This window comes from Blautia faecis, assembly GCF_027662325.1.
Classification (GTDB): Bacteria; Bacillota; Clostridia; order Lachnospirales; family Lachnospiraceae; genus Blautia_A; species Blautia_A faecis.
The window spans coordinates 198,429-223,423 of the sequence record NZ_JAQDKY010000001.1; the positions used below are offsets into that span (position 1 = coordinate 198,429).

A 24,995-nucleotide genomic window follows, 5' to 3' on the forward strand; every position below is an offset into this window, starting at 1 on the left:
CCATTTTCTTCCAAACTATTCCTCAACTATGGTTACAAATACGTCTCCTGGCTGAATCGTATTCTTCCCGGTAAATTTCCGCTCATCAATAAGGCTTTTCAGTTTATCTGTTCCAAAATCAACTTCTGCCTCTTTACTGTTATGATTAATCACAAAAACAATTCTACCTTTATCGGATTTTCTGACTGTCAGCTCCACACCTTCATCTGCGGAATATACGCTTTCGATATTGCAGTCTTTACAAATTTTTTCCATCAGTTCTTCCAGAAATTTCTGTTCTGGCTGAGTTCCAATATAGTAAGCTTTTCCTTTTCCGAAAGTATTGCAGGTCACGCATGGAATTCCTGCATAAAAGTCATCTTCATAGGTTGCAAGAACTTCCGCACCACCTTCTGGATGAATAATATCACACAAAAAGTCACAGGAATATTCTTCTCTTGAAACCATATCCGCCTTTTCGATTTTCATATGATTTTGTTCATACGGGCGAAGAGCGTCCGTTTCTTCTACCCAGATTCCAAGCATGTCCTTTAATTTTCCTGGATAAGCACCGAATACGCAACGGTCATTTTCATCTGCAAGTCCAGACATAACTGTAGTAACCAGAGTTCCGCCATTTTTCACATATGCATTTAACTTTTCGCCAATATTATTTTTTTCCATATAAATCATAGGTGCTATAACGAGATCATATTTCTCCAGCTCTGCCTCAAATGGCAGAAAATCTACTCCGATATTCTGTCGATACAGGGTTTCATAATAAAGAGAAACTGTTTTTAGATAATCCATATCCTTAGACGGACCGCTGGAAAGTTCCAATGCCCACCAGTTGTTCCAGTCAAAAAGGATTCCTACCCTTGCAGGTGTCCTTCCATTCAAAAAAGTATCTCCTATATGCGCTAGCTCAGCTCCCAATACACTTGATTCCCTGAAAACTCTTGTATCCTCTCTTCCTGAATGGCTAATAATTGCCCCGTGGAATTTTTCCTGTCCGGCAACAGACTGTCTCATCTGGAAAAACAGGCAGGTATCTGCTCCATGCGCCATTGCCTGATAGGATAATCTTCTCACTTCACCAGGACGTTTTAGCAGATTATAAGGCTGCCAGTTCTGCTGATTTGGAGACTGCTCTGTTAGAACAAAAGACTGGCCTCCTTTTAAGCCTCGCATAATATCATGCTTCATTGCCACGAAATACGCCGGATCATCTGGCCACGGATAGTTATCCCATCCTACTATGTCCAATTTCTTAGTCATGGTAAATTGATCTAATTTCTTGATAAAACCGGACATATTTGTCTGAATAGGAATCTCCGGATTATATTTTTTCAGAATATCATATTCATTCTGGAAACATTCCGCTGTTGAATCTGTTACAAAGCGCATATAGTCTAACTGAATTGCCGGATTAAACCGATAATCATCATTTAATTCTGTAGGTAGTGTTACTTCTTCAAAGCTACTGACAATTCTTCCCCAGAACGTGGTGTGCCATCTTTTATTCAGTTCATCCACTGTTCCATAACGTTTTCTTAACCATACACGAAACTTTGCCTGACAGGTCGGACAGTAACAATAGGTTCCATATTCATTGGAAACATGCCACATCGCAAGTGCTGGATGATGGGCGTAACGCATAGCCATTTGCTCTGCAATTGCAGCTGCTCTTTCTCGATATTTCAAGCTGTTTACGCAGAAGAACACGCGCATTCCATGAGTTCTTTTTCTTCCTGCAATATCAACAGGAAGTACTTCTGGATATCTGGTGGACAGCCAGGCCGGTTGTGCAGTAGTTGGAGTAGCAAGGCATACATGAATACCGTTTTCCCAAATTTTATCAATGATTCGGTCCAACCATTCGAAATTATAAACACCCTCGTCTGGCTCAAGCTTTGCCCATGAAAAAACTGGAAGAGTTAATAAATTAATTCCAGCTTTTTTAAACAAACGCATATCCTCATCTATTGTCTGATCATCCCACTGGTCAGGATTATAATCTCCGCCATAATATATTCTGTCTGCTTTCTTCATCTTAATTTTCCTCTCATATTGTTTCTGTAATTTACAGCATTCTCATGTTCCGCAAACTTCAAGTTTAACAGCATTTCAAACTCATCTAATTAATATCGCATATACGTCTCTATCACCGGTGCTTCTGTAATTCCGGTCGCAGGTATCTGCAAATGAGTGGATGCACCATCTTTCAACTTCCAGACAAGAGTAGTATCCACTTTTATTTCAAGATGATTTTCACCGTCCAGAAGTGCATCTGTAACCTCCACTTTCGCAGGGAAGCCAGCCAAATAGCCCACATCTTCTCCGTTTAATTTCACTCTCAGGCAATCCGCCGCTTCCGGGAATTTCAAGCTATAATGCTCTCCTTCGTTCTTCTTCCAGGTGAAGCTTCCTGTATATAGGTAGCTTCCCGTATAAGCAGGGAAATAGCCCCTTCCGTTCATGTTTGGAAGCTCTTTATCTGCTTTTAGCTGCAGAGTTTTTCCTTCTTTGGTTGTTACTTTCCACGGAATATAGAGGGTAGTCTGTTTCTCAAGACAAAGTATATCAGGCTCAATTTTTTGTCCTTCTTCTTTAATATGCTCTATTGATTCCAGGCACAAAAAGCAGCTCTCTCCAGGCTCCAGACTTCCCGGAATCTGATACGCATATCCTTCAGCCTGTGCCGGATAAGACTTCAAATCAAAGCTTTTAGCGCGATTAAACCAGGAATCATAAAGGGTCAGTCCATCCAATTTTTCAGCCTGTACAAGCAAAGCAAAATCAGCTCTTCTGAACACGCTTTCGTTAAATAGCATTGCGCAAAGCCCTTCCTCTGTCTGGTTCACGATCATACGAAGATCCTGAAGGTTTTCGGAAATTGTTCCCTGACCGTTATCTGTAACTGCAAGTTTACGCATCCTATGCTTTTCACTTTCTGCCACAGCTTTTTGGGCCAGATTATCTAATGTTACAATTTCCACCCACTTAGAAAATACTTCTGGCAGTTCTGTTCCTTTGGTAGTTTTTTCAGGCAATTTATCAATTATGTAAACCTTTAATTTATTTTTCTGATTGGCTTCTATAAACTGTACTACACGCTCATCCAAACACTGCACATATGGAATAATCAGACTTGCGTAGGTCTTGTCCAGAATCTTCAGAACTCCATTTTCTACAATAGCTTCTGCAAAAATATCTGCCGGAATCACATCATAATCCAGCTGTTTTTCCATAAGGGCACGGCCTGGTTTCTGGAAGTACATTGCTTCGCCGCACCACTCGCTTTCTCCGTGATAAAGGATTGCCGCATCTGCCAGATGGGTTCCACTGCTGAGAAAATGGGCACTCCTGTTCATGTATTGCATGAGCCAGGTGAAACACTCAAATCCCGGATTATTACCGCCTGCATAAAAATGCGGCGGACAATCAGGATCTGGATATTTCATGGAAAAAGCATGTGGCGTGAACTCATTAATTCCTCTTACAAGCATATGGTTAGTCAGCCATTTCATAAAGGAATTACCTTCTGCCCATCCATAGTTTCCGAAGATTTCACACAGCGCACGGTCTTTTTTGTTTTTCTGAATATGAGCTGCCGAGCTTCCTAATTTGGCCAGTCCGAAATGGAAAAATTCGCCGTCGCGGTCTCCTGCAATCCATTGATGAACCGGTTGTGTAAATCCCGGTACAATCTGATGATGAACAACATCAATGCCAGCCATATGCTGTCCTTCCATTTCCCTGAAATAATGTCCGATGCTGCAGCCCATCCGTGCATGTGCATTGTCATCTTCAATAATATGTCCGATATATTCTACACCATGTACCTGACACCAGCTTCCAATCTGACCGCTGAAGCAGGTATGTACCAAATGGGTCATTGCATCCATATATTCTGTACGAACCTTTGTGGTTTTTTCTTCAGAATCGTACCACAATGCAGGAAGATTGGTGAGAAATTCCTCTTTCCAGGTCTCTGTTAGTTTTCTTTCCAGCTCATCGCTCCAAGGCAATCTGATATCTTTCTGGCCTAACATGTTGTCAAAGGGATAGCCTTTTACGTTGCCAAGCTCTGGCTCATCAGAGAAGAAGCCAGCAATCACATTTCCGAAATATTTACTGTAGCGAGCGTAATGCTTTTCATAAACTTCATCCAACAATACCTTGACAGATGAGGAATCGATCAGATTCATATAATGATCTCTTCCGCCCCCGGTTCTGGTGGTAAATAAGATAAAAAGGCGATAAGCTCCTTCCGGAAGATCAAAGTACACAAAACCGTTTTCCATGGTATCTGTAAGATCCAAAATGTCGCTTCCTCTTACTGCCAAGGTCTGTCCATCTGGCTTTGGTACTGCCAGAATTCCCAGTAGTCTTCCATCTGAAGGAATAAAATTTTCCACCAGGACTGCACCGCTGCGGCAGGGACCCATAATGTCCATATGTCGCTCTCCAAGGTACAGCTTTGACTTTTCCGGGTGCTTTTCAAATCCGCCGTTAGCATATCCGGTTGGAAACTTTTTGTCATCCAGAATCCAGAGACGAAGCCCTCTTTTTTCAGCTTCTGCACAAATAAAATCCAGATTTTCCCACCACTTAGGACCACAGAAATCCGGATGTGGTCTGGATTCCAGACACACCTCACGGATACCGCATTTCTCTATTTTATCCAGCTCTTTTCCGATTGTTTCATTATCTTCCCCTTTCATCCAAAGGAATGGCAAAATGTGGCTGGTACACTTTCCCTGAAGCAAAGCTTGTAAATGTTTCATACGATCTCCTGTTTCTTTTGTATCATAATATTGGTTCGTTTATGTGCGATTATTTTTGTCAGAATCAGGTCAAAATTTCTTATTTGCTGCTACGCATATGGTTCTGTATTCACCGTATGCACTAGTTGGATCTCCCTCTTTCCAAGGGCAGGTTGCACAGTAAAAGTGATACAATGTGTCATCTTTTTTTACAATAGATGCCTTATGAACATGACCGCTGTAATAAGTTCCCTCCGGGCCAAAAGAGAGGATTGGTTCCCTTACTTTTTCCCAGTGAAGGAGATCAGCAGACAGGGCCAGTCCTTCCTGGGCGTGACTGTGTCCATCCTCATAAATCTTGCCATAGCCAAAGTAAAAATTTACCCAAATATCCCCATCCTTCACAATATATGGATCAGATACAAAGCGCTCATCCCAGGATTCCCGGTTTACCTTCATCACTGGATTTCCTTCATATCTTTCCCAGTGAAGAAGATCCTTTGAGGTTGCAACACCTGTCTGTTCCGTCCAGCGTTCTTCTTTGTCTTTTGCATTATAAAACATGTACCAAATGTCATTATTGCGGATAATGCAGGCTTTATAGAGTCCGCCTGCTTCCCAGTCGGCACCGTCTTTCCAGGAGAAGCAAGGCTTATCCGGAAAGTGCCAGTCCAGCAGCTCTTCGTCTTCTGTCCACGCCAGACCAATTTCAGCGGGGCCATTTTCATAGCCTGTGGAAGGATAAGAATGATAAACCATCCAATATTTTCCATCTACTTTTCCAAGCTTTGGAATCTGATTAAAATCATCACTTTCTTTAATCATCCAGGTGGCTGCACCGCCAATGCGATCCCAACGGTCGGAATCCAGATTTCGTTTGAGAATTACGCCTTTATGCTCCCAGTGAAGAAGATCATCACTGGTTGCTAAGGCTGACTGATATCCTTTGCCGTCGAAGCCTGTATACAACATATAATACTTGTTCTGATGCCAGAAAACAAATGGAATATCTACTGCTTTTTCATCAAATGCACCAAGAATTCCGGATCCATGAAGTACTGGTTTTTCATAACGGTAAGGAGTCAGATACTTCTGTATTTTCGGGTCTGTTAATTCGATCATTTTATGTATTCTCCTGTTTTATAATCTATTATTTATCAACCTGGCATGTTTTAGTGACTGTGCACAGCTTCATCTTAACAGTGCCACAGGTGCCATCTCTCATAACAAGCGGGGGCTTTCTCACATTTCCCCAGGATATATGCGGGTAGGAAAAATCCTGGTTTATCATCAGCTTAACGGGCTCTGTATGATTCCTTCCAAGTACTCGCAAATAGTCCAGAACTATGTAACAATCCGTGGCGTCTTCTGCTTTTTCCCCGCACACCTCAATACGAATCGTATGCTCTCCATAAGGCAGGTCTTTAATAGAAAAAATCGGCAAATGATAGCACTTATCGTAACCTGCAGAGCAGCAGGAGAAATCAACTCCGGCACTTCTCTGGCTGATATGGGATGCTTTCTTTTCCCCGTCTATATATACGTCTGCCATACCAAACGCAGGATCCTGAGGGCCGTACCATAGGATTCCGGTGCCCTGAAATTTACAGGTAAATGCGGCGCCTTTTTCCCTGCTCCACATCTCCGTTCCGTGGTCACTTTCCTTCTTATCCGTTACCTGATACCAGGTTCCGGTATAGGCAATTCGCGAATCAGATTCCAGAATTTTTTCTTCTTTCGGATCGAGCACTTCCAAACGGATATTAGCTTTGGAGACTTCCCGACTTTCATTCTGATCGGACTTCTTTTTGGCACCGAATATTTTCAGCATTCCGATTTTATCAGCATCTTTTTCCCTATTAAATGCATCCTGTATTTTAGTTCGGTTCTCATTATAAACATACGCTTCTGCAATATCCTCTTTGGTACTTTTGAAATCATTACTTCCATGATATTCTCCATCATAACGCCCAAAAAGAATATCATCTCGCATGTCTTCTCCCCAGGAAGTCACTGGCATTTCACCCCAGATATTGGATCTGGTAAAGCGCTTTGCAGTTCCCTGATTTCGTGAAATATGGTCCGTGGGATAAAGAGAAATTCGTCCCTCCTGATCTGGATCCAGATTTCTTCTCCAGGATAAAGTGTCCACAGATGGATCCAGAATATATGCTATTCCAAGCTCATCCAGCCCGCCGCAATCTACACCTACACGAAGCTTTATCTGCTTGGGGAGATGCTTTTCCAGGTGAAGAATCTCATATGTTGTGTAGAAGGTTCCGTCATTTTGAATCTCTATTATCCACTCTATAGATAGCGTTTTTTCATATCCGCCCTGAATTCGAACTTCTACAAAATTCTGTTTTTCTTTCACCGCAAAAGAGGTCATATACCAGGCTCCAAGCTTCAGGTATGGTACATTTAATATTGGACCGCCAACCAGAATTTTATTATTCCGCCTTGCCCAGCCGCCGGTCAGAAGACCAGTCTTAACATTGAAAGAAAACTTAAAATCATTTCCCGTTATGAAAACTTCCTGGTTTTCTTTATGAATCTTTAAAGCTTTTATATTTTCTGTTTCATCTGCACTTAACTCAAACAGCGGAGCTTCCACATAATCTCGGGAAAACACCTTCATTTCATCTATCTGGCAGTCATTTCCGTCCAGAAATTTCAGTGTCACCGGAGACTGATCCTCTGCATTTTCCAGTGATAGTAAAACCTTAATTACCTTTCCCGGCGCACATTCCGGAAGCTTCCAGATACCGCTTTCATCACCGCATTTCCACTTCACTTTGACCTCATTTAAATTAGTGTGACAGAACCGATTTTCTATAATCAACAGAACCTTTTTCTCCTGAGCCTTTACTTCGCTGTGAATAACTTTAATTGGAGAATAGGCTTTTCTGGTCATGTAAAACTCCGGTTTCTTTCTTCTCCAGACATCAATAATTCCCCATTCCATCTGTCCGTTCCCACCATCATAAAGATCCGTTTCATCGATTCCAGCCCAGATTGCACCGCCAAGAGCACCCTCTGTATTCCAGATATTATCCCAGAAAATACGGATGCTTTCGCCCCAGTAGCTTCTGATGTTTGGATCTCTTCGCATCTCCTCACGGTTGTAGCAGGCTACATGCACATATTCGTCATGAAGCACAGGCATATCTTTTCCAGGTGCACCTCCCACACTTAAATTGTCCTTTTTTCCTGCCAGATCAGCATTATATTCAGAGTAATGAATGCTCCAGATATCCGGCATTTCATGTTCTTCCCGAATAGTCATTGGATAGCTGAATTTTGTCATTCTGGTAGGATCCTTCAAATGCGCAAAGCGATTAAGAAGATCAAAGTTATGACCTCCAAAGGACTCATTACAAAGAGACCAGATAATTACGCAAGGATGATTGTAATCCCTCGCCATTGTTTCTGCAAAATGACTGAGATAACGGTTTGTTTCCTTAGGATCGCGCTGTGTATAGGGCAATGTCCTTGCAATAAATGCCAGTGCCAGTTCATCCTCCACATAAATTCCATGCTCATCACACTGGTCAAGAAAATATTCGCTTGGCGGATAATGGGAGGTTCGAATATAGTTGCAGTTTGCTTCTTTAAACAATGCTACATCCTGTTCAATCAGCTCATTGGTCAATGCACGTCCATTTCTTGGACTGATTTCATGGCGGCACACACCGCGTAATTTCACCTCGTTATGGTTTACAAATAGACGATTACCCTTGCGTTCCAGCTTTCTAAGTCCTACCTTTTTGTTTATCTGTTCCAGTGGTTCCCAGGTACCAGAGATAGAATCTAATTTATATAATATAAGTTCAAATCTGTATAGTCTTGGGTGCTCTGCATCCCAGAGAACCGGGTTGGCTACGTACAGCTGATCGGTGTAATAGCCTTTTATTTTATTGTCTAAAACCAGAGATTTCTCCTTTGTTTTTATACCGTTTGGATCATATAAAGCAAACTCAGCTTTATATACAGCAGCACTAGCAAGCCGACCTTTTTCCTTCCCGGCAGCCATTTCCGCAGACCGTATTTTCCCCTTCCCATCTATGCTTTCAGGCATATTTGCCAGGTCTATATCCACCCGCAGACTGCAGGTTTCCATGTCCTCATCAAACAATGGTGACAAGTAAAGTGCGTTCACATAAGCTTCCGGCAATACATACAGCCAGCTGCTGTGAAGCATCCCGCCATGGCTATAGGCACTGACAATATCTGATTCTTCATCCACATCGATAGCAAGTGAAAGCGTCTGTTTTCCACATACTTCCTCCGTAATGTCCACATTCCATGTAATAAATCCGTTTTCATGATATGCCACCTGTTTTCCATCCACATAGACTGTAGCAAAACCATTAATCCCCTGAAATTTCAGCACAATACGACTTTGTTCCTCTCTCTTTGGAAGCTGTATCTCCCTCTCATATCTGTAGTGCTGTGATAATCCCTTTTTGTGAAGAATTCCCATGTCAAAGGGCACCTGAACCTGTTGTACTGCACCATCTTTTTTGTCTGTTACTTTCCAGCTTCCATCCAGGCAGATTACTGAATTTTCTGCCGCTTTACTCCATTTTGGAAGGGGAATCACTCTTGGCATAGAATAATTTTTTAATTCATCTATAGTCATATTCATTTGTCTTCCTCCAACAGCATTTGTATTCTGAAAGACTCCCGCACGCCTGGAATCAGCTTTACATCAGGTCTTCGAACGCAGCCTCGTACCATTCTGGGATAATTAAAGTCTACTGCAATATTCATTTTGAATCCACCTGTATAACTGCTTCCTTCCAATACTGCATAATCAATCGAAGTGTATGTATTCTGCGCTTTTGCTTCTTTTGTTCCGGTTACCTCTATGCGAAGTGTATGTTTTTTTTCTTCCAGTCCATGTACCTCTGCCAGTATCTGTCTATAGCGTTTTTCATAGCCTCTGCTCATTCCCGGAAAATCCACTTTCGGTGGGTACTGACTCACATCTTTCTTCCAGAGTTCTCCGTCCAAATATACGTTACACATCCCATATAAAATATCCCATGGTCCATAAACAGTGATTCCTGTCCCTGTAAAACTCAGTTCCGCGTAATCTCCTGCTGTATTGCTTAATGTTTCAGATCCGTTAAGATTTCCACAGTAATCTTCCATTTTTATCCAATTACCTACATAATTTATTCGCGGATCCAAATTATTTACAATAGCTCCTTCTGTTAATTCAGGTGCCGGTTCTAACCGAACCTTACACCCCTGAGAAACCATTCGTACTCTATCCGGTTCTGTTACATAATAAGCTCCACCCTTCTCTCCTAAGCCATCACTTGAAATGCCGATTTCTGCTTTCACACGGTGTGACATATGGCGGAATAGTTTCTGAACTTCATATGCAGTTTCTAGTATTCCATTCTGAAAAAGAGTAAGATAAAAACAAATATCAAGGGTATTTTCATAGGTTCCGCTTATCTTTATCTGTACATTTTCCGCCTCATCCACAGAACAAATTTCAAGGCTTCTCCCTATCCATTTCCCAAGTAAGAATCCTGCTGTATTCAAAAACGGGCCGCCTTTTATCAGTACTTTTTTTCCTTGTTTTTGTATAAGCCCAGCTTCCTTTAATAGACATTTTTTTCTGGAAAAAATATAAAAAATATTGTCATTTTCTATGTGAAGGGCATCTTCTGTCCACTGAATTTTCCAGTTTATATTATGGATTTCATTCTGCCTTCTGAAACAATTTATCTTTGTTTCCACCACAGAATTCTCATTTTCCAACTCCGCATATGCTTCTTTTGAAGCTGCTCCATATGCATTTTTCAAGTGATAATATTCTGGCTTCGGATTATGATTCGCGTCCAGAATTCCCCATTCATAATCCATCAGCCCTTCAAAGCTGCCGTCCTCATCCACGCCAGCCAGCACTGCTCCACCGAGGCACCCTGGAGTCCGAGCTGATTTTTCTACAAAAGTACGAATACTTTTTCCCCAGAAATCACGGATTCCAGGATCTCTTTGAATTTCATCCCGGTTATGGCATACTACCGGTGACCAGACCTCGTGAAGTACAGGCACTGGATAGTCTGCATCTGCAATCATATATCCAATCTCATTTTCTGCCCCGGGTGTGTGAAAAATCACCATCTGATCATATGTCTTGTCAAAAGGAAGTCGCCAGTCAATATCATGAACCGGCCATACATCCATCTGTGGTTCTTCTTCTGGAATGGACATTGGCAAATGGAAGGTCATCAGGCGAATATCATCCAGTTCCCTGATGCGGTCACGAATGATTCCAAAATTTACTCCCCATGCGCAATCATGTCCCAGTGACCAGAGAAGCACACTGGTATGGCTTCCATTTGCAAGCAATTCTTTTGCTGCTGTTTCAAATTCTTTTTGCATATGTGGCAGCTCACTGATGTTTTTTGGGGTCTGTCCCAGTTCATAAAAAGGAGCTGTATTTTCCACCCAGAAGCCCATTTCATCACACAGCTCCAACATTTTTTCACTGAATGGATAGTAAATACTGCGGATAAAATTAACGTGTGCTGCCTTAAATAATTCCAGATCACGACGCAAAACCGTCTCCCAATTTTCCATCTTAAAATCTGGTTCACGGTAACAGATTCCCAGCAGCTTTACAGGCTTATGATTCCAAAAAACCTGCTGATTTTTCCGCTTCAAAGAACGAAATCCAAGCTTTTGTCCATGCCTTATATAGGTCTTCTCATTATTCTTATCTGATAACTCAAGCACTATATTCACCTGGTACAAAGCCGGATCTTCAGGTGTCCAGCACTGTACTCCCTGGCATTTAAATACAGCTATTTTCACCCTGGCAGTGTCTTGTCTGAGCTCACCTTTTTCTTTCAAAAGGACATTATTTTTATCTCTGATTTCCAGAAAGACTGCAGCATTTTCTTCATTTGTGCTCCCTCTGTATTTTATGATTAATTCCATCTGTCCCTCTGGATTTTCTACCGTATCCAGCCATATCAGCTCCTGTTTTCTCATTGCTTATTCCCCCGACACTCTGCGTTGTTACGCTTATAAATTAATGTTTCATATCCTTAGGTTTCCAGAATTTCTACCCGCGACAGAATTCCAAATGGTTTTAATTCCCAGCCTTCTATCCACTCAGATCCGCTTGTTCTGTAAGAATCCGGTCCATACCATTTAAATTCATCATTGCTATTATGAAGTGTTCCGAAACTATTAAAACGATTTCCGTATACTTTGATTTCTAACCTGTGAATGCCTGCTTCCAGCTCACCAACTTCAAGCTCATGCGGTGAAAATGCAATTAATCCTCTGGGCTTTTTATCCAATATTACCTGCATAACCGGAGCTGAAAAATGAGGTACTCTTATACAGATCTTCTGATTTTTCTTAAGCTCAAACTTCATAACATACACTATGTTTCCACCGTAAAATGGCATCCTCTGTCTGGTAATATCTCCAAAATACAAATGAGACAGCTTACTGGTAATACAGGCAAATGTCCCACTGACCTGCACCCCAAAATCTCCTAATATAAAAATGTTTTCCAGATTTGTTTTTCTCCCGTAAGGAATTTTCAAAAGCAACTTGTTTTTTCCTTTTTTCAAATTATGCATTGGTACTTTTTTTATAAAAGAATCCACAAAAAATCCACCATCTGTCTGCTTACAAGCTACTCCATTAAAATAAATTTCAGCTTTTTCCGGACATTCCATAGCAAGCGCAAAATTTTCTACATCTATCTCTGAATAAAGCTCATACTGCAGTTCCACCACATGATTTTCCGGAGCATTCTTGATTCTCCAAGGCTGTGTATAAGCATCCTGACGATGTGGAAAATGAAGAAGGGTGCGAATCTGATTATCCAGTCTGAGAATTTCCTGCTCTGGCTGCCACTCTGCTCCATCCAGTCTCCAGCTGCATTTATCAAGAAGCAGAACATTTGGTTCTTCCAGCAAATAGCTTTCCGGTTCATAAATGGTAAGCAAATTTTTCTTTCTGCAAGTATCACTGTTACGTGGCGGAGCTGCTGCCACCAGACCATAGGTTCCATGATTAATACCCGTTTTTATAGCAAAGCTTCCGGAAGGTTTTTCTTTTTTCCTATGTAAAGAAGCTGTTGTTTCTGCTTTTACCGGAATCAGTTTCCACAGCAGACTGTCTTCTCCATATATGGTCAGCGTTACCACCGTATCACCTTTTTTCTGACAGGTTTCCACTGGGCAAATGCTTCCGTCAAGTGCATAATAACTCTCAATTTCAAAGCTTCCCCGAATCCGTATGATCATCTGCTCCCCCTGATCTGCGCGGTTTCTTTTTCTGTTTACATGACACACAAATAACCATCTGCAGTCATGGTCCTGGCGCATCTGATAAAACAGATTGTCACTTCGCCTGCCATTCTGCAGACGAATTTCAATATCCCGGCAGTCTTCTGTAATATCCAGAAGTGCCTTTCTCTGAAACGGAATCTGCTCCACTTTCTGAGCAAATCGTCTCGCCTTATCTCCCGGGACTCCATCAATCAGCATGGGAATGCTGCCAAGAAAAACAACTCTTCCTCCATTTTTTACAAAACTATTTAAAATAGCAAGCGTACTGCTTCGAATCGTTTGCAGATTTGGAAGAATGACCATTTCATACGGTAATTGTTCTCCATCTGGATATTGTTCCGGCATCAGAGATTCTGAAAGAAAATCAAAATCCACCAGGCCAAATAACAACCATTGAATCACATTTTTAAAGTCTTCATCCATCTGCTCTCGAATCTCACCAGTTTGCACTGTATTTCCATATGCAGCCCAATAAGACTCGATCGGGTGCACCACAGCCACCCGCACCAGTGCTTTTCCTCTGGTCAGTGCAGTGTTTACTCTTTCAAAATAATTTTCTATATAGGAGTACTGCTCCCACCAGGGGGACTGATAGTTGATGGATGCGGGCCAGTCACGTTTCGCTTCCCCTTCCATGGACATGAACGCCAGATGAGGAACCCTTATCGTAACCCCAAGCGCAGTCTGCCAGTCTCCCTGCAGCTTATGCCCTTTAAAATCAAAATCCCAATGTGTTACTCCGTATAGCTCACTTACAACGCCCTCTCTGCCATTTTGTCTGGCAACGCTTACCGCCTGTTTGATTGTGGAATATTCCGGGTCTCCGCAGAGAATATCCACACCTGGAAGCTGCTGTTTTCGATAGCAGCGCATTGCTTCTCCAAGGCGCAGTGTCTGAGAGTATAAGGTTGGTTCTGACATGTAATGTCCTGTCATGGCAATATTATGAGCTTCACACCAATCTGCAATGGTATCACAGTAAGCAGACACAAAGCGTTCTGTAAGATGGTCATGATACAGCAAACGGTGTACACTGTACGCTCCATAAGTTGCCCCTGGCAGTTCCCACAAAAGCTCAGGAACAACTTCCAGAAGATTTACTCCATATTTCTCTTTATAGGTATCTCCCAGGTCATCTGTAAAGGAAAGGGTAATATCTTCCTCACAATCTCCGTTGTAAAATACCATACTTCCTTTCATCTGCGGTTCGTCTGTAAAAATGGCTGGGATGGACTTTCCAAATTCATCTCCCAGTGTCTCATAATAACGTTCATGAGTCACTTCTATAAACCGTTCTACTGCTTTTTTATTCAATACATCCACATAAGTCTGGTCGTTAAACCATGGACTTTCCGGCATTAATTCTATGTAAGCCAACCACAGTTTTCCCTGTTCCTGTTCTTCTTTTTTACTGTTGTATAAGGGACATGGACCATCTATTTTTTTATAAGATTTCAGAAATCCTTCCTGAATCAACACACGATAGGCACACACATAATAACCTGCAGGCTTTTTTCCATTGGCTGCTTCTCTTTGAAATTCTTCCCGGGAAGCACACATATTTTCCTTGCGTTCCCTGGTAAGAAGCAGATATCTGGCACGGTAATCCACATTCTCTGTGACGATTCCCCCTGCTGCTCCGGAAGGAAAACGATCCTCATCATACAGCCAGCAAAGCATGTTTCTCTTTTTCATTTCCTCATCCGTATAACGCACCAGATTCAGAAATTCTTCTCCCAGATAGTCCGTTTCAAGACCAGTTCTGGCATGCAGATGGGCGCCTCCAAATCCCATTTTTTCAAAGCAGTCCAGCTGACTGTCAATCAGCTCTTTTGTAATTTTACAGTTCCAGGCCCAGAAGGGAGTTCCCCTATATTCACTGGTTGGATTTTGAAATAATTCTTTCGTAAGCACAGGTTCTGTATTCTTTTTATATAATGTTTTCTCAGAATTCATACTCATAATATCCGCTTCCCACAGTCATGATTTCCTTCCCATCCGGTGATTCCAAATGCGCTGTAAGTCCCGGCGGAATCTGGCAGCAAACCCTGGTTTTCTCATTTTCCTTTTTCCACTTTACATTGATTTTTCCATACGGATGCATGGTCCAGGCATTTACCCAGTCCACGGCTTTTTCCAGGTGTGGCTGAATTCGGATTTCTTCAAATGAAAGCCCGTCGCGAACCAGTTCCATCCCTCCAAGAGATCCATAAAACCACTCTTCAATACTTCCCAGCATCAGGTGATTCTGGGAACCGTGAATGTTTCCAGGCTCTGGTCCGTCCCATTCCTCAGTAAGGGTTGTTGCTCCATTTACGACCTGATAGCCGTATCCTGGTTTATCTGTAATATTCGTCATCTCATTGAGCACATCTGACATGCCATATTTCATCAGTGCAGCAATCAAAAACGGATGTCCCACATCACCAGCTGTGATGGCATAGCCTCTTTTTACCACGTCATCCTTCAGCTGCGAAACCACTTTATCCTGATACTCCTCCGGCACCAGTCCCACGATCAGGCTCATGGCCTGTGCCGCCTGACTGCCGTTTGCATAACGTCCGGTCTGGTCATCCAGAAACTGCAGATTGTATTCCTCAAATACCAGTTTCATTTTCTTCTGATACGCTTCTGCAACCTCTTTTTTCCCGAGAAGCTGTGCTATTTTTGCCATAATCTGAAGGTCATAATAATAAATACAAGTCGCCACAACGGGAACCGGAGTGTTCTGGGAATGCGGGGTGCAAGGACCAATATCCAGCCAGTCTCCAAGCCCGTGATGAAGCACTTCATGGTGTGTTTTAGACGAAAGATACTCCACATATTTCTTCATTACCGGAAAATATTTTTCCAGCAATGGAAGATCTCCGTAGCGTTTATATGCATACCAGGGAGCCAGCACACAGGCACTTCCCCACTCAGGTGAATCCAGAAATCCCTTATGCCACTTATCAAATCCAGTCACATATTCCGGGCAAATATCCGGTATCAAACCATTCTCCCGTTGGGAATCTGCCATGTCTCCTTCAATTTTTGCATACAGATTATGCACATCCAGATTATACATAATGGAAGGTCCGATCAGGTGTGTCTGCTCCAGCCAGCCCAGCTTTTCCCTGTGCGGGCAATCTGTAAAATAGCTTTTTGTATTGCTTTTGATTGCCTGTAAAACAATCTCATGTATCTGATTAAACAGGGTATTCGAACAGGAAAAATCTCCCGCCTGGTCGATATCCGGATAAATAAATTCCCCCTGTAAAGTGATTTCTTTTTCTGGAACAGCACCTGTTATCTCCACATAACGGAACCCTGTATACGTAAAATCCGGTGCAAATTCCTGTTCTTTTTTGTCATTTAAAATGTATGTCCAGGCGTAATCTTTTCCTGTTACAGACTGATCAATCCGTCCGTTTTCATCTAACTTTTCTGCAGTTTTCAGCACCACCTTCTGTCCTGCTCTGCTGCCATCTGTTTTCAGGAAAATCCTTGCCCACCCGGAAAAATTTTTTCCCAGATCATACTGCCATACCCCTGTTTCCACTTCTCTCACATCAACCGGTTGATAGATTTCTTTTATCTTTAATGGTTCCATTGGTGCTGGTTTCAGTTCCCCTAAAGGTGGTTCCACACACACGGCAGCTTCCCAGATTTCCGACGCTTCTGATGTTAAATATTCCCTTGTCCACCGTCTTCCATCGAAATCCTCTCCACCGTAAATACAGCAGAATTCAATCGGACTTTTGGCTCTTTTCCAGGATTCATCTGTCACCACATATTCCCGTTTTCCATCCTCATAAACCAGCTCCAGCTGGCACAGAAGCTTGGCCTTTCCGTAGGAACGCTGGAAATACACATAACGTCCTCCCGGAACATTGAACATACAATCCCCCAGCTTTACCAGAATTACGTTCTCTGTATTTTCCCCTTCTGCAAAATATTCCGTCACATCATATGCCGTATAAAAGCAGGTCCTTCGAAAATCTGTCCAGCCCGGTTCCATTACATGATCAGACACTCTTTCTCCATTAATCCAGCACTCAAAAGCCCCCATTCCACACACATAAAGCTTGGCTAGCTTCACCGCCTTTTTACAGCCAAATTTCTTCCGGTACAGGTGATATTCATGGTCCTTTGTCTCGCCAATGAACTTCCCTTTCCAGTCCTCGCGATTATAATAGGCTGTCTCAAAGGAGCTCTCTTCGTCTGCAGTTATCACACCCTCATCGCTGGAAAATATACAGCTTACATGCCAGGTCATTCTTTTTCCTGACTGAAGCTCCTTTCCTTCATACTGAATTCCAGCCATCCGGGAAGCTTCTACAGTTCCGCTGTCCCAAACAGAATTTCCCTGCTCATCCCAGACCTGCACCCGATAGCTTTCCTGGCGCACATTCCTTTTTTCTGTCTCAACTCTCCAGCCAAATACAGGTTTTTTACTTCCTACCAGGATATTTTCCCGGCGATTATCTGTCATCAGATCGTACAGTTTCATTGCATATTCCTCCCTCTTTATGAATAATTTATTATAAAATTTACCTGATATATTTTGAATGGAAAAAACGTATATCTCCTATGTAGATTTTTCATATCCAGGCCTTAAAATTTTTTATGTATAGAGAAAGGATTCCTGATACCGGAATCCTTTCTCTATACCTTATTTCATTTAATCTGGATATACAATTGCCTTGCTGCATACCTTTTTACTCTGCTTTATTCTTAAGATACTCTTCAATTTGCTCTTTGTAAGCATCTATCACCTTTTCAAGCCCAGCCCCCTCAGCCTGGTCATTGAACTCCTGAAGAGTTGCATCTACATCTTCTATAAGACCAAGATCCAGAAGTGGTACATATTTTGTTTTTGCATTATTCAAATTAGAAAGTTCATTTTTTATACTGGAATCATCAAGTGTAAATCCTGTTAAAGATACACTCTCCTGTTTTGCTTTCCACTCTTTTGTAAGCTCAACCTCATCTACGAACTTGTCTTCTCTATCTCTTTCATACATGCTGTTCTTGAATGGCCAGGAAAGTGCAGAGCCAAATGGATAAGCAGTCTCACGGTCACCAGCTCTCCATGTCTTATGGCTTGTGTCTGCATCTGCTTCCCCATCTGGATTGATCCAGTTCTCGCCTTCAATTCCAAGTCTTACCAGGTTATAGCATTCTTCATCAAATTTCAGAAGATCAATTGCCATGAACGCTCTTTCCTGATTCTTGGAAGATGCCAGGACAGCAGCACCGTCACCTGTATAGGAACCAAGAAATTTTCTCTTATCCAGGTTGAAATCATAAATCTCAGGTTTCCAGTCCGGATGGCTTTTCTCTACTTCGCTTGCAACAGCTCCGCAGGTACCAAGGTTCCAAATCAGAGACGCACTTGTTCCATTTGTAAATGCGTCTCTTGGGCTTGTGTTGTTTGCAACTGCATTTTTGGACCAAAAGCCTTTATCAGACCACTCTTTCATTTTTGCAGCCCACTCTTTGTACTCATCTGTCTCATAAAGCCATACTACGTTATCTGCACCAGCTTCCTCATCTGCTCTGTAGTAGAACAGCTTATCATCTGTTCCATTTAATCCTAAGATATTATAGTTATTATCCAGCATCATAACACGCATCTGCTCATTGTTCTGGGATGCTGCATATGGAAAAATGCCCTGTTCATTTTCAGCTACTGCCTCATAATATTTCTCAAGATCGTCAAAGTTTTCCAGTTTGTCAATGTTGTATTTCTCGCGAAGGTCACCACGGATCAAAACTGTATTTCCAATTACTGCAGCATTATTTGCAGGAACAAAATATGCCTTTCCGCCAACCTGTGCCTGCTCAAATGCAATCTCCGGCTCGTTTTCCTTCGTAAGAGGCATATATTTTTCCAGAACCTCATCGGAAACCTCAGCAAACGCTCCCTTAGTAGCTTCTGTGGTATATCCTGCCCAGCTGGATGCGTAGATAATGTCGATTGCCTCTCCTGAAGCAATTGTCAGAGAATATTTCTGTGCGTAGTCGCTGAGAGACATATGCTTTACTGTCAAAGTAGCATTAATCTTTTCTTCCAATTTCTCATTAATCTTCCCCAAAACCTTCTGCTCATCCTCGGCTTCATCACCAATTACATACATAACAAGCTCAACCTTATCTGATACATCCTGTCCGTTGTACTCTTTTGCAGAAGAGGTTTCTGTATCTTTAGCGTCCTCAGAAGAAGTATTCTCTTCTGTCTCCTCTGCATTTGCCTCCGTTTTGGCTTCTTCTTTTGTTTCTTCCTTCTGTCCGCAACCTGCAAAGGTACTCATTCCCATAGCTGCTGTCAGGGCAATCGCCGCTGCTCTTTTCCACTTTCTCATTTTTGTTTTTTCCTTCCTTTATAATTTAATTTTTTTGTTTTCTTAATTATTGATATCACCCCTTGACTGCTCCAACAGTCAAGCCTTTTACAAAATATTTCTGTACAAATGGATACAGTAAAATGATCGGTCCGGTTACAACCACAGTCAATGCCATTTTCATAGATTCAACTGGGACTACATCCATATTCATTCCCGTTTCATCCATAATCCTGCGCATTTCCTGGGCACTTCCAACCAACTTATACAGCAGGTACTGCAAACTATATAAATTTTCATCTGTGATAAACAGCATGCTGTTATACCAGTCGTTCCAGTAAGTCAGCGCTGTAAAAAGTCCAATTGTTGCGATAACAGGTTTTGCAAGAGGCAGGATTAACTGAACAAAAATTCGAAAGTCTCCTGCCCCGTCAATTTTCCCCGATTCTGTAATCTCAAATGGAATTCCCGCCATAAACCCTTTTACCAGTAAAATATTCCACACAGAAACCATAGTCGGCAGAATCAGTGCCAGTAAAGAATTTCCAAGCTTCAGATATTTGATACACAAAATGTACCATGGGACCAATCCACCGCTGAACAATGTTGTGAAGAAAAAGTAAAATGAGAACTTATTTCGCCACGGAAAATCCTTTCTTTGTAAAACATATCCTGTCATTGTGTTAATAAAAATACCGCCGATTGTTCCAACTACTGTAACAACTGTTGTCACGCCATAAGCCCGAAATACAGAAGCCGGATTTTTAAAAATAGAAGCATAGCTTTCCAGTGTAAAATCCCCCGGAATCAACCCATATCCATGTTGGATAATGTAACTTTCACTTGAAAAGGAAGAGGCAATAATAATTAGAAACGGGATTAGGCAAAGAATTGCAAAGCCAGTAATCAGTGTGTATCCAACTGCCCGGAAGGTCTTTTCTTCTATAGACATTCTTTTCCATGTATGCATCGTAGTTCTTCCTTTCTAAAACAGAGCGTAATCCGGTTCTGTTCTTTTTATAATTCCATTTACTACCATAATAGTTACGAAACACAATACCGACTGATACAAACCAACTGCTGCTGTTTTTCCCACATCTCCGTCTGTGATCAACGATCGGAATACATAAGTATCAATTACATCTGTGGCATCAAAAAGTGCTCCGTTGTTTCCAATGAGCTGATAAAACAGATCTAGACTTCCCTTGAAAATCTTTCCAATTGCAAGAAGCGACATTGTAATGATGGTCGGCTTAATACTTGGAATCGTCACGTAAAGGATTCTCTGAAAAATGTTCGCCCCATCAATCTGAGCTGCTTCTATAAGCGAAGAATCCACCCCGGCAATGGATGCAAGATAAACAACCATTCCGTATCCAACACCTTTCCACGCAGAAAATCCTGTGATAATGAATTTCCACCAGCCAGCCTTTGCATATACATTTACACTTTCCATTCCAAGAAGATTCAGCAGTGCATTTAAACCACCGTTTTCATAGTTAAAAAGGCTGTATGCAATAGCACTTACAATTACCCAGGAAATAAAATATGGCAGAAAGATTACAGACTGTAAGGTTTTCTTTACTACCTTATTTACCATTTCGCTAAGCACGATTGCAAATCCAACCTCTAATGTGGTATTTACAATCAGAAATGCCAGGTTATACAACACTGTGTTTCTGGTAACATTCAGCGCATCCCCAGACTGAAAGAAAAATTTGAAGTTATCCCATCCCACAAACGGACTTCCAAAAATTCCAAGGTCGTAACGAAACTGCTTGAAAGCCAGAATCACACCGCCCATTGGAATATAAGCAAATATAAAAACCAACACCACTGCCGGCATAAGCATAAGCAGCAACGTACGGCTTTTTTTCATCTGCTGAAAAAAACCAATTTTACTCTTTGGATAGCTTCTCTTTGGTACAACTTTTTTCATTTCTACTCCATCCCCTTTTCTTGATGATATGATTATAGCAAAACCAACTCTCTCCAAAAATCGTAAGATATTACCATTTTATCGTATTATTTTATGCTGATGTACTTAAAAGTCTAAAATTCCACCATTCACCAAACTGCAACAGAAAAAGGAAGGCAGAAATCTGCATCTGCCTTCCTTTTTCTGTTCAATATTTATTAGAAAAGAATTCCTACAATACTTCTTTGCCCAGGTGAATTTCCACCATAGTCCCTTTGCCCGGTTCCGTATGATAAACCAGTCCGGCTTTTTCCCCGTATAAGATTTTCAGCCGTTTATGAATATTATAAATACCAAATCCACTGCCCCTTACTGAACTTCCATGACCTGTAAGAATTTTCTGCACCTGCTCCGGCTCCATACCGATCCCATCGTCTTCCAGATAAAGAATGGTCTCATCACCTTTACATTCCCCCGTAATTCGGATTATTCCTTCATCCGTTTTTTCCAGAATTCCATGAAGAATAGAATTTTCAATCAGCGGCTGAAGAGTGATCTTGGGTATGGACCGTGTCAGAACCTCTTCTGAAAAATCCGTAACAAGCTCAATGGTGCCCTCGAACCTGTAATTCTGAATACTCACATAAGCCTTGGAATGCACAATCTCATCTTCCACTGTCACAATTTCTTTCCCTCTATTCAGTGTCAGCTTATAAAATCTGGCAAGTTCTGTAACCACCTTATCAATATCCTCGTTCCTGCCGCTATAGCTGAACCACTTAATCATATCCAGAGTGTTATACAAAAAATGAGGATTGATCTGTGACTGCAGTGCTTTTAATTCTGCTGTCTTCGCCTGTTTACCGAGCTCGTATTTCTCATCCATTAGATTACGGGTTCCTCGAACCATTTCATTAAATGCCCTGTATAGGCTTCCTATTTCATCCTCTCCTGTATCTTCCTGAATCACTTCCAGATTCCCTTGTTGTACTTTCTGCATATGAGCTGCTAATTTTTCCACTCTGCTGGTAACAGAGTTTGCAATCACATAAATCAGTATTCCAACCAGAATCAGGGCAACGAGCGCCATCAAAATATATTTCTTCTGACTGCTGTAGACCTCCTGCATCACTCCTCTGTATGGAATCACAGTCACCATTACCCAGCCTGAATGATAGAGATAATTTTCAGAAATCAGATATTTCTGTCCCTCTGCTTCTACTTCCTTCATCTCATACGTATCATTCAGGTAGGCCTCCACTGCTGCCTCAAAGTCCGGCTTTACCATTGGATATTCCAATTCCTTGGACGATGCGATTACCTGTCCGCTGCTGTTGATAAGGCATGTCACACTATCTGGCGTAGGATCTGCTTTTAGAAGCATCTCCTGAATATTCTTTTTTCCAAAATCCACCCGCACATATCCAGTCACCTTCTGATAATCCACAATGCTTTTGATTTTCTGAACAAAAGCCAAAACCGGCTGACTGCTTGTATCTTCCAGCTCCTCACTGGAAAATGCACCCACATCTGCTGTACTATTTTGAAGCTCCTGCAGCCATTTCTGAGAAGAAACCTCTTCTACACTGAACAGATTGATCTTATCCGCTGAATACATGTGATCTCCATCCACATACAAGCGCACCCGCTGGATTTCTTCCCGGCTCTGGTAAGAGGTAAGTCTCTCTTTAATCTCTAGCATATCCCAGTATTCCTGTTTGATTTCCTGACGGCTGCTGTTGCTGGTAATTTCACGGATTCGGCTATCATTAGCAATCTGTGACAGACCATCCAACAGCTGAGAAAATTTATAATTCATAAAATCTCGTGTCTGAGAAATTCCATGCTCGGCAGAATACATGATTTTTGTCCGCAGATTATTACTGAAAACAGAAAACGCAAGTGCTGTCAAAGATACCATAAAAACAAGAATCAGCAAACAGTAAATCCACAAAAGCTTTGTTTTTAATTTGCTCTGCCTCCACAGCTTACTTATTGTCTTCATAACAGTCTCCGCTTCCACCTGTTGATGACAGTTTTATAATTTCTTTTTTGTATTCCGCCGGAGTAATACCTTCGCATTTCTTAAATACCTTTATAAAATAATTGCAGTCGCTATATCCTGTAAGCAATGCAGCCTCTTTCACCTTATAGTTTTCCTTCTGAAGATATTTCTTCGCCTGCTCTACCCGATATTCCATAATATAATTAGTAAGCGTGGTATTGGTCTCTTTTTTGAACGTGCTGCAAAGATAAGGACTGGTCAGTTCAAGCTTTTGAGCAATAGTTGCAAGGGACAGATCCGGTTCCCGAAAATGGCAGGAAACATAATACTTGATTTTGTCAGAAATTAATAATTTCTGCCCAGTCTGCACCTTACTGTCAAAATAGCTTTGCAGCTGCTCCACCACCAATGCTTCTAGCTGCGTCAAAAACTTCATTTCTCTTATAGAATCCCGGATATTCTCCCTGTTTTCCCGTTTTTCTCCAAAATCATCCAGTCCATTTGGAGTCTGGAAAAGAACATCTAACATTCTCGCAAAGAAATCCTTTACCTCATAAATAAAACTATCCGGATTTTCCCGCAGCCTGCTTACAATTCCTGTAACAAAATCCACAGTGCTCTCAAAGTCCTCATGTTTCACCAGCCTAGTAAACTGCTGCAGTTCTTCTTCTCCTAATTTATAAGCTCCTTCTTGTAGCCTTTCATAAACCAGGCGGCAGTTTTTCTCATAATAAAACGTCGTCATCAGGAGTGCCACTCCATCATTATAGGACTGGTAAATATGAAGTACATCTTCAACTAAGCTTCCTGCTGCCAAAACGTAAAAACAGTCTTCCTCCAAAATTTCTCCCAAAGTATCAGCAATCTGCTTCTGACGCTCTACTGATTTTTCTCCATTCATTTCATTCAGACCAACATAAACCAATAGAAGATTTTCATCTTTTCGCCCAATACAGGTGGCAATCCCGGCATTTTCCAGACCAGTTGCCAACTTCCCTGCAATCTTTTTTTGGAGATTGATCTCACCTTCGGAATTTTCATTTGTATATCCCAGAATTTCAATGAGACATACAAAATAGTCCTTTTTTCCAAATAATCCGGGAAAAGCGGCGTATACTTCTGACTCTCTATGCCAACTGCCAAAGCTTTTTTTCGTCAGATCCATCATCAGCTGGTTTTTGTAAGCATCCATGCTCTTTTTCAGCCGATCTGCCAGCTCTTCGCTTTCCTGTTTCTTCAGTTTCATTTCCTCCTGAAGCAGAACTGCTTTGGCAATAGCATCGGACAGTTCGTCCAGATTCATCGGCTTTTCCACATAACTGATAGCTTTCAATGCAATTGCGGACTTCAAATATTCTTTATCAGAATAACCACTCATAAATATAATGCAGCAGTCAAGCAGTTCTCTCCGGATTGCAAATGCCATTTCAACTCCATCCATGCAGGGCATCCTCACATCTGTCAGAACAATATCTGGCTTAAATTTGCGTGACAGCTCCAGACCCGCATAGCCATTTTTGGCAGTCCTTAATTCTGTAATTCTCAGTTTTTTCCAGGATATCCGGGCACAGATTCCTTCTCTCACATGTGCCTCATCATCCACCAATAATAACTTCATTTTTTCTCAACCTTTTCTCAAAACATTTACTTTGTTTTTCCAAT

At 41.7% G+C, this 24,995-nt stretch carries 12 protein-coding genes; all 12 read right to left on the bottom strand.

Features of this window, described 5'->3' with window-relative positions; translation table 11 throughout:
* Positions 1-15 precede the first annotated feature (15 nt).
* Entirely contained in the window at positions 16-2,031 is a 2,016-nt protein-coding gene (locus tag PGQ38_RS00780; RefSeq protein ID WP_148461469.1) for a beta-galactosidase, read from the bottom strand.
* A gap of 89 nt (positions 2,032-2,120) precedes the next feature.
* Positions 2,121-4,769: a hypothetical protein gene (locus PGQ38_RS00785; RefSeq protein WP_148461468.1), complete on the bottom strand. Its 2,649-nt coding sequence runs from the start codon at positions 4,767-4,769 to the stop codon at positions 2,121-2,123.
* A gap of 69 nt (positions 4,770-4,838) precedes the next feature.
* Positions 4,839-5,870: a glycoside hydrolase family protein gene (locus tag PGQ38_RS00790; protein ID WP_148461467.1), complete on the bottom strand. Its 1,032-nt coding sequence runs from the start codon at positions 5,868-5,870 to the stop codon at positions 4,839-4,841.
* Between the two features lie 28 nt (positions 5,871-5,898).
* Positions 5,899-9,396: a glycoside hydrolase family 2 protein gene (locus PGQ38_RS00795; RefSeq protein ID WP_270430537.1), complete on the bottom strand. Its 3,498-nt coding sequence runs from the start codon at positions 9,394-9,396 to the stop codon at positions 5,899-5,901.
* Positions 9,393-11,765 (bottom strand): glycoside hydrolase family 2 TIM barrel-domain containing protein, encoded by a 2,373-nt coding sequence (locus PGQ38_RS00800; protein ID WP_270430539.1) that lies wholly within the window; start codon positions 11,763-11,765, stop codon positions 9,393-9,395. The genes PGQ38_RS00795 and PGQ38_RS00800 overlap by 4 nt, the downstream gene beginning before the upstream one ends.
* 56 nt (positions 11,766-11,821) lie before the next feature.
* Positions 11,822-15,046: a type 1 glutamine amidotransferase family protein gene (locus PGQ38_RS00805; protein WP_270430541.1), complete on the bottom strand. Its 3,225-nt coding sequence runs from the start codon at positions 15,044-15,046 to the stop codon at positions 11,822-11,824.
* The gene (locus tag PGQ38_RS00810) at positions 15,030-17,576 is read right to left on the bottom strand and encodes an alpha-L-rhamnosidase (RefSeq protein ID WP_173734808.1); all 2,547 of its coding nucleotides are present in this window, start codon (positions 17,574-17,576) and stop codon (positions 15,030-15,032) included. The genes PGQ38_RS00805 and PGQ38_RS00810 overlap by 17 nt, the downstream gene beginning before the upstream one ends.
* A 208-nt stretch (positions 17,577-17,784) precedes the next feature.
* Positions 17,785-19,431: an ABC transporter substrate-binding protein gene (locus tag PGQ38_RS00815; protein ID WP_173734809.1), complete on the bottom strand. Its 1,647-nt coding sequence runs from the start codon at positions 19,429-19,431 to the stop codon at positions 17,785-17,787.
* A 55-nt stretch (positions 19,432-19,486) separates the two neighbouring features.
* Positions 19,487-20,380, bottom strand: coding sequence for a carbohydrate ABC transporter permease (locus tag PGQ38_RS00820; protein ID WP_227199079.1), 894 nt, complete (start codon positions 20,378-20,380; stop codon positions 19,487-19,489).
* A gap of 15 nt (positions 20,381-20,395) precedes the next feature.
* The gene (locus tag PGQ38_RS00825) at positions 20,396-21,349 is read right to left on the bottom strand and encodes an ABC transporter permease (RefSeq protein ID WP_173734810.1); all 954 of its coding nucleotides are present in this window, start codon (positions 21,347-21,349) and stop codon (positions 20,396-20,398) included.
* Positions 21,350-21,560: 211 nt separating this feature from the next.
* The gene (locus PGQ38_RS00830; RefSeq protein ID WP_270430544.1) at positions 21,561-23,333 is read right to left on the bottom strand and encodes a cache domain-containing sensor histidine kinase; all 1,773 of its coding nucleotides are present in this window, start codon (positions 23,331-23,333) and stop codon (positions 21,561-21,563) included.
* Positions 23,317-24,951: a response regulator transcription factor gene (locus PGQ38_RS00835; protein ID WP_173734812.1), complete on the bottom strand. Its 1,635-nt coding sequence runs from the start codon at positions 24,949-24,951 to the stop codon at positions 23,317-23,319. Before PGQ38_RS00835 ends, PGQ38_RS00830 begins: the two co-directional genes overlap by 17 nt.
* Positions 24,952-24,995: the final 44 nt, after the last annotated feature.